Below are 6,572 nucleotides of genomic sequence, written 5' to 3' on the forward strand. Positions count from 1 at the left end.
TCCCATGCAAATCCATCACCACAGCCTTATCTCCCTGTATCCGAATACGGAAAGGGTAACGGAACAAAGCTGTATCCAGCGGAATAACTGTTCCTTTCAGTTCCCGCGTTTTCGGGAAGTCAGTATAAGACAATCCTTCGTCTTGGGAAGCAGAGGTACATGCCGTTAAAGCAATGAATGAAACAATATGTTAATAAAGTACTTCAAGGCTACGACTTCCTCCTACAAAATACACCTTTACATGATCTATTGGACAATCCACAGAACCACTCCCGAAACATTGAGGAGTCGTTTCCCACTCACCGGATGCCAAAGCATCTATATTCTCCAACATTAAACTACCTAAATCATTTTTTCCTGCATTCAATTGAAAAGAGATTGTAACTGCTGCAACCAAAAACAAGCTGATAAATAAAATTTTCTTTTTCATCCTTCTAGTATTCTTTATATTAATAATTTTGCTTCTAAACGATGGTGCGAAGTACCAAAAAAGAAAAGAAACCACCAAATTTCAGGTCTGACAAAGTCTGACAAGCACTTATTTTAGACTTAGTCAGACCTTGTCAGATGAAAGATTCCATCATTCATTCAAGGATTTTTCCGATGAAATGGGGCTTTTTAGTTGATAACAAAGATTTTTATTTTCTATCCCCCAATCAGAGACTTCGGACAAGGCTTTTCGTAATCTTGTTATTACAGTATGTACATTTCCCGGTGTTACTGAACCGTCCGGCCACAATAGTTCCATAATTCCATTGACTGACAACCTATAATCCTCCGCATCCAAGAAGGCTTGCAGCAGTCTTGCAAGGGTTGCCGTCAACTTCACCCTATTATCTACTCTATACAGCACACCGGAATCGGCATTAAAAAACAAATCATCTTCCAACCGATAAACATGCGCCTCACTCCTATCTACTGCAATCATCGGTATTTCTTTCTCCACAAATATCGGAACTGTTTTTTCTACCGCCACCTCTTTGACAAAAAAACGGCGATAGACCTTAGCAATGTATTCTTGCAGAAAAAACAGCAAAAAGCAACAAAGAACAAGAGCGCACAAAAGAATCTTATCCTTAGCTGTAAAAATGTTCAACCAAGAATAATACAAATATCCCGTCACACCAATTTCGCACCTATAACCCAAATAACAAGACATAAGACTATCCGGTTTTAACATATAAAGCGAATCGTCCGAAAAAGTATAAGTTTCACGTTCATCCCAATCAGCCACAGATATACGTACTACTGTTTTACCAGAATAATTCATTTCTTCCAGTAAGCGATACCATATCCTATTCAACGAATCAGCCCGCAAAGGAGACACATGCAGTATATAAGAATGCGTACCTCTTAAATCAAAAAACTGTGCCACATTATGAGAATGTTTTTCATAAGGAATAAAAAAGTCTTTTTCCCCATACTCATTTTCCATATGCACTTTTACCGGTTCCTTCTTAATGTCAATGGAATCATCCGGTAATCTAATATTCCCTGACGAACTGAAATACACGTCAATGTCATTCCTTTTCTGCAACTCTTCTCCCAAAGCCACACGAAAAGCACTGCGTGCTTGTGTCTTCCAGAACTCCATACGGTTCTGATACAAGAACCAACCGGTAATTACTGCTGCCATAATACCTATGGCAACGTATATCAATAGCATTTGCCGTCTCTCACTTTTCTCGTCCATGTTGTGTGTGTTCAAATATTAATCCGCCTCAAAGTTAGATATTTTTTTTACAAGAGACACCCATCTTAATCATCTTCTTACTATTTGCCTAATAAAGGATGGTATGATACCATTGCACAGCAGGTAAAAAACTTGAAGAAAAACGAGAAAACCATAAAAATATGGCATAAGCATACTGACAAGAGTTTCTAATCCGCTTCTGCAATTTTCCACCCGCCAATCGTCCGCGTGGCACATAAGCATCAGGCTTATAATTCACTATCTTTGCCACGACCTCCTTTCTTGGTGGGTTACGGAACGGGCGGCTCATCATGCACCAACAAGACGTTCGCCGTCCGCTCCTCTCCAGCCATTTTTATATTTCTTTTTCTATTTTATCGTATACCTTCTGAATTTCCAAAGTCTTCTTTTTAAGGACTAACTATTTAATCTTCACGATGTCAGCTTGTAAGCTCTCTACTGCATTGTTATCATCCAAAGCATTATCTATATATAATAAAACGCCATCATCTACAGCACACCATCCCGTGAAAAAGCTATAACGGCACGAAAGCAATTTTGTCTCTCCGATTTTCAGAAAATTCTTATCAAAAAACATCAAATAAAGGTCGCGGCCATTTATCAACTCCGATAAATCTTTTGTCGTATCAAATTCTTTTTCTCCCACATGTAAACGAGCATACATGTCTACAGCCGGAAGATACATCACATCATAAAAATGGGGATTCTCAATTCCATGTCGTTCCCACTGAGCATAATCTTTAGATGAGCATTTGAAAGCTTCATTTCTTGTAAAATGGCTATCAGCCTCCACCACCTCTGTATGCAAACTATGTCGGTCTAAAATATACAAATGAGATTCTGCCGGATAGTTATATACTATCTTTTCTCTTCCAAAATTGATATTCACTTCACTCATATTGCATAATCGCCATTAGCAACATCGGGTATTACTACAGAAGGTTTCAAGGAATAATTCTTTGCTGGAGTAGAACCATCTAAAAAAGTCTCACATATTCTAAAAGAAACAGGTGTAGTAGAAAGGTCTTTTACTCCATAAAGCAGTGAATGACGTTCTTGATCGTAATACAGCCCTGCGGTATTCATTGCATAATTGCTATTTACCAGTATTACTTCGCTATCACCCAATCCATTACGCAAATTCAAGATTTCTGACACAACCCCATCACTATTCACTAATAGCGCACGTTGCGATGCATCATACACCCAAATAGAATCCGGATTATGTACATATACTCCACTCAAAGGTCTCATCACGCTCCCGCTCCCTCCTCCATAAAATTTATCTGAGAGATTTGCAAAGTACTCAAATTCATGCAATCCAGACTGTGAGTTTTATAATTATAGCCATAAATCAAACGTAAAGAATCATTAGAATATGCAACAGACAAATAATAAGACTTCAGATTCAATACCTCTGAAACGGGGAAAGCGATTGTCTCCGTTGCTACATTGATTTCTACAGAATCCTTATTCATAGCCTTCTTCTTATTCCCAGAATGACAAGAAATCAGAAGAAGGCAAGAAATCAGAATAGCAATGTTAGCTATTTTCTTCATTCTATCTACAATAACTTAAATTATAACATTCATTTCTATTGGTATCATTACTCGTTTTACATTCATTACCGGAAGAGGAAGGACACGGAAAAACCCGATAAGGCTACTACCTTCTGGCCATGCCAATGCTTCCACATTGGCCAACATCAAATCCGACATTGTTTCTGCTTTCTGATTTGTATAAACACCATATCCCGCAATCGCTACAAATGCTGCAACAAATGCTATCTTTATCATTTTCTTCATACTATTCTTCAATTTTATTAGTATAATATTATTTTTTATCATTTACCATAAGCATCCTGCTTATGTACCAGAGTCAAGATATAATAATCTTGGAGAATTTCCTTTCTTGCCATATCTATCGAAATGGCAGAAAACACATTCTGATTTCAATTCAAATTACTGTCTTTGCCCATTTGATATTCCACTATAAATCACTTCGCATCTCCGCTAATTTTCAAGACCAACGGAGAAGTTTCCGCATTGCAATACACCGTTATCATCTTGTCGAAGTGCCCCGGTTGTTCGGCTTTATAAATCACTTCCAAAGCTATTTCTTTACCTGGTAATGCCGGCTCTTTGGGATAGGTTACGGTAGTACAACCGCAAGACGTGGTGACATCTTGTATTGCCAACGGCTTGTCACCCACATTTTTCAATACAAAAATTGCTTTTTGCTCCTCCTTCCAATCAAAATTACCTAAACGCAAAAATGAGACATCTATATGGACTTTAGTTTGGGTAATGTCTTTTCCAGCAGTTGATACAATATCATTCCCACGAATAATTTTCAGATACAATTCTTTTATTTTAGGATTAAGAATCGGATTCCCCATCGCCAACACTTTATTATCCTTATCCAGCAAAAAAGTTTGGAAAGCCATATCAGATGGAAAATGATTTAAGCGATTAAGTTCATCATTTTCATCTATACAAACGGGATAGTCAAAATTATCACGCTTTAAATAATACAGAAGCTCTTTTACACTACGAGGATGCATATAAAATAAGACGGGGACATGTTTTGTCGAGACAGAATCTAACTCTCTTATAAAATGTATCCACTTTGTAAGTTGCAATTTACAACTAATACACCCCATTGAATCTGTATAATTTACCAACTTATAAGATGCAATTTCTCCAAAAGGAGATAAGGTATCTTTACCTAATACAGTCAAATGTGTGTCTCCAGGAAATTTTATAGTCTTTCCTTCCCACTCTTTTACCAGAGAAAGCAAATCTCCTTCTTTTGACGTACAAGAAAAGAAGCATAAGAATAAAAAATAGATACAAACATTTTTCATATTCCACGAGATGATAGGCAATGAAACAAACCACTAACATTCACATAATTCTTAATATAAGTCAAAGAAGAGTATGGGATTATCTTCATTAGATGTAATACCTATAAGCAATGAAGGTTTTTTTTCATCAAAAGTAAATCCATTTATAAAACTATCTAAACGATATTGCTTTATAAGGATTCCATCTGCATCAAAAACTTTTATAATATTACCTCCATCAGGTTCTTTCCTGCCTTTTTCATAACTACGGTTCAAATCCTCTCTGTATCGGCCTGAATATAACGCATAAATTTTATCATTTTTCCATCTAACATCGTGATATCCTTCAATTTGTCCCTCCTTTCTTGGACGTCCATCATTACCTACTATAACTTTAGTTGTTTCATTTTTCAAATCAAGAATTTCCAATACATCTCCAGATTGAGTTGCCAAAGCTATTTTTTTCAAATTGGCATTATAAGCATGAAACTCCTCCACAAATAAGCGATTTCAGCATTTCCTCTATCAGCAAACTCTGTTGGAATATTAAACATCATATCTTTCTGTGCATGGGATACCTTTATTACGCGCGACTCTCCACTCAAATCTTCAATATATACAGTAGAATCATCAGCTACTACAAAATCAACTGAACGATTCAATCCCACCTTGAAACTTTTAGTTAAGGTAAATTGTTCAGCAATCGAATCGGTATAATAATACAAAACCGGTCTCGCTCCATCCATAAGAACTATTTTATTTTCATATATTTGGAAAGGAGTCGGAAGCATTATTTCATTAGGAGCACTTCCTTTTTTACCAATAGATTGTAAATATGTCAAATCTGGATATCGAACGATATGATAAAACATACTGTCAGATGCCATATCAAACAAAACCAAATAATCTCCATCAACATCTATACGATAAGGAAAACGCATAAAAGGAATATCCGATGATTTGGAATAGCCCTTTAATTCAATTTCTTTAATATTTTGATGATGCTTGCAGGATGTTAAAACACTTAATGAAATTATCAAAATCAAGCCACAACCTAATAACAGATTTCTCATTACAACATTTTATTAATCGTAAATAATATTCCTCCAAAAACAGTGTCAATAAGCCCAACTATTATATTAGTCTTAGTGAAGTTTCTCATTAACAAAAGCAATGAGAAACTTCAATTATGCCAAGAAACTGTTTTGATTTTATTTGAGCATTTTCCTAAGGAATATTTTTGAGGATTTTTTCTTTTTTTCTCATGAGGAGCATAGCGGGCTATGTGACGAATGTGAAAGAAGAAAAAGACCAAAAAGAAACTTAGGAAAGGCTCATAAAATACTTTTTGAATAAAATCAAAACAGTTTCTAAGTACAACACTAGTAATATAGACTAAATGATGCGCTCAGATTATTACAAGACATCGAATTTTAGTTCTGTGAATAAACCCATACATTATTATAAGAACACAAAACCGCCCCGTAACCTTTACATGGTGCGGGGCTTTCACCACCAGCCAATGCTTCCACATTAGCCAATGTCAAATCAGACAATGCCTCCGATTTCTGATTTTCATAAACTCCATATCCTGCCACTGCAACAAATGCTGCAACAAAAGCTATTTTTGTTATCTTCTTCATGATTTTTTTATTTTTTGATTTATAATTATATATCATTTTCCGTATCTATCCTTTCAACGGAAAAGCAACAGTATTGCTTATTCAATTCAAATTACTATCTTTGCCCCGACCTCCTTTCTGGGTGGGTTATGGAACGGACGGCTCGTAATGCACCAACAAGACGTTTGCCGTCCGCTCCTCTCCATTCCCATTTATATTTTCTTTTATTTCATTTGATATTCTACTATCGGTTCATCCTTGTTCACATCCGTAGCAAAAATCGTCCCTTTTTGCTCATTTACAAATATACCATAGATAAAATGGTCGAGTACATATTTACAGAGAGGTTCTCCTTTCAGGTTGAATACATAAATGTATTGTCCACCATCAC

9 protein-coding genes and 1 pseudogene are annotated in these 6,572 nt (G+C 36.0%); all 10 read right to left on the reverse strand.

The features are described from left to right. Positions 1-190: 190 nt before the first annotated feature. Positions 191-430: an NVEALA domain-containing protein gene (locus tag JCM16496_RS20185; protein WP_025836330.1), complete on the reverse strand. Its 240-nt coding sequence runs from the start codon at positions 428-430 to the stop codon at positions 191-193. A 150-nt stretch (positions 431-580) separates the two neighbouring features. Beyond that, complete coding sequence (locus JCM16496_RS20190; protein ID WP_244440519.1) at positions 581-1,693, reverse strand: winged helix-turn-helix domain-containing protein; 1,113 nt, start codon at positions 1,691-1,693, stop codon at positions 581-583. Between the two features lie 421 nt (positions 1,694-2,114). Then, positions 2,115-2,612: a DUF4221 family protein gene (locus tag JCM16496_RS20195; protein ID WP_128809764.1), complete on the reverse strand. Its 498-nt coding sequence runs from the start codon at positions 2,610-2,612 to the stop codon at positions 2,115-2,117. Continuing rightward, positions 2,609-2,959 (reverse strand): hypothetical protein, encoded by a 351-nt coding sequence (locus JCM16496_RS22445; RefSeq protein WP_128809765.1) that lies wholly within the window; start codon positions 2,957-2,959, stop codon positions 2,609-2,611. The genes JCM16496_RS20195 and JCM16496_RS22445 overlap by 4 nt, the downstream gene beginning before the upstream one ends. 8 nt (positions 2,960-2,967) lie before the next feature. Continuing rightward, positions 2,968-3,273, reverse strand: coding sequence for a DUF4221 family protein (locus JCM16496_RS20200; RefSeq protein ID WP_025836333.1), 306 nt, complete (start codon positions 3,271-3,273; stop codon positions 2,968-2,970). A gap of 15 nt (positions 3,274-3,288) precedes the next feature. After that, positions 3,289-3,519, reverse strand: coding sequence for an NVEALA domain-containing protein (locus JCM16496_RS20205; RefSeq protein ID WP_025836334.1), 231 nt, complete (start codon positions 3,517-3,519; stop codon positions 3,289-3,291). 191 nt (positions 3,520-3,710) lie between these two features. After that, entirely contained in the window at positions 3,711-4,580 is an 870-nt protein-coding gene (locus JCM16496_RS20210; RefSeq protein WP_025836335.1) for a DUF1573 domain-containing protein, read from the reverse strand. A 51-nt stretch (positions 4,581-4,631) separates the two neighbouring features. Beyond that, positions 4,632-5,632, reverse strand: a pseudogene (locus tag JCM16496_RS25140) (BF3164 family lipoprotein). Between the two features lie 360 nt (positions 5,633-5,992). Then, positions 5,993-6,202: an NVEALA domain-containing protein gene (locus JCM16496_RS20225; RefSeq protein ID WP_025836338.1), complete on the reverse strand. Its 210-nt coding sequence runs from the start codon at positions 6,200-6,202 to the stop codon at positions 5,993-5,995. Between the two features lie 203 nt (positions 6,203-6,405). Further along, a partial coding sequence (locus tag JCM16496_RS22450) for a BF3164 family lipoprotein (protein WP_244440521.1) occupies positions 6,406-6,572 on the reverse strand: 167 nt, incomplete at its 5' end.

The organism is Bacteroides rodentium JCM 16496 (genome assembly GCF_000614125.1).
In the GTDB taxonomy this organism is placed as follows: domain Bacteria; phylum Bacteroidota; class Bacteroidia; order Bacteroidales; family Bacteroidaceae; genus Bacteroides; species Bacteroides rodentium.

Bases quoted from the DNA above. Each gene is read 5' to 3' on its own strand.
- JCM16496_RS20185 (WP_025836330.1), bottom strand. From the start codon at position 430: ATGAAAAAGAAAATTTTATTTATCAGCTTGTTTTTGGTTGCAGCAGTT.
- JCM16496_RS20190 (WP_244440519.1), bottom strand. From the start codon at position 1,693: ATGGACGAGAAAAGTGAGAGACGGCAAATGCTATTGATATACGTTGCC.
- JCM16496_RS20195 (WP_128809764.1), bottom strand. From the start codon at position 2,612: ATGAGTGAAGTGAATATCAATTTTGGAAGAGAAAAGATAGTATATAAC.
- JCM16496_RS20200 (WP_025836333.1), bottom strand. From the start codon at position 3,273: ATGAAGAAAATAGCTAACATTGCTATTCTGATTTCTTGCCTTCTTCTG.
- JCM16496_RS20205 (WP_025836334.1), bottom strand. From the start codon at position 3,519: ATGAAGAAAATGATAAAGATAGCATTTGTTGCAGCATTTGTAGCGATT.
- JCM16496_RS20210 (WP_025836335.1), bottom strand. From the start codon at position 4,580: ATGAAAAATGTTTGTATCTATTTTTTATTCTTATGCTTCTTTTCTTGT.
- JCM16496_RS20225 (WP_025836338.1), bottom strand. From the start codon at position 6,202: ATGAAGAAGATAACAAAAATAGCTTTTGTTGCAGCATTTGTTGCAGTG.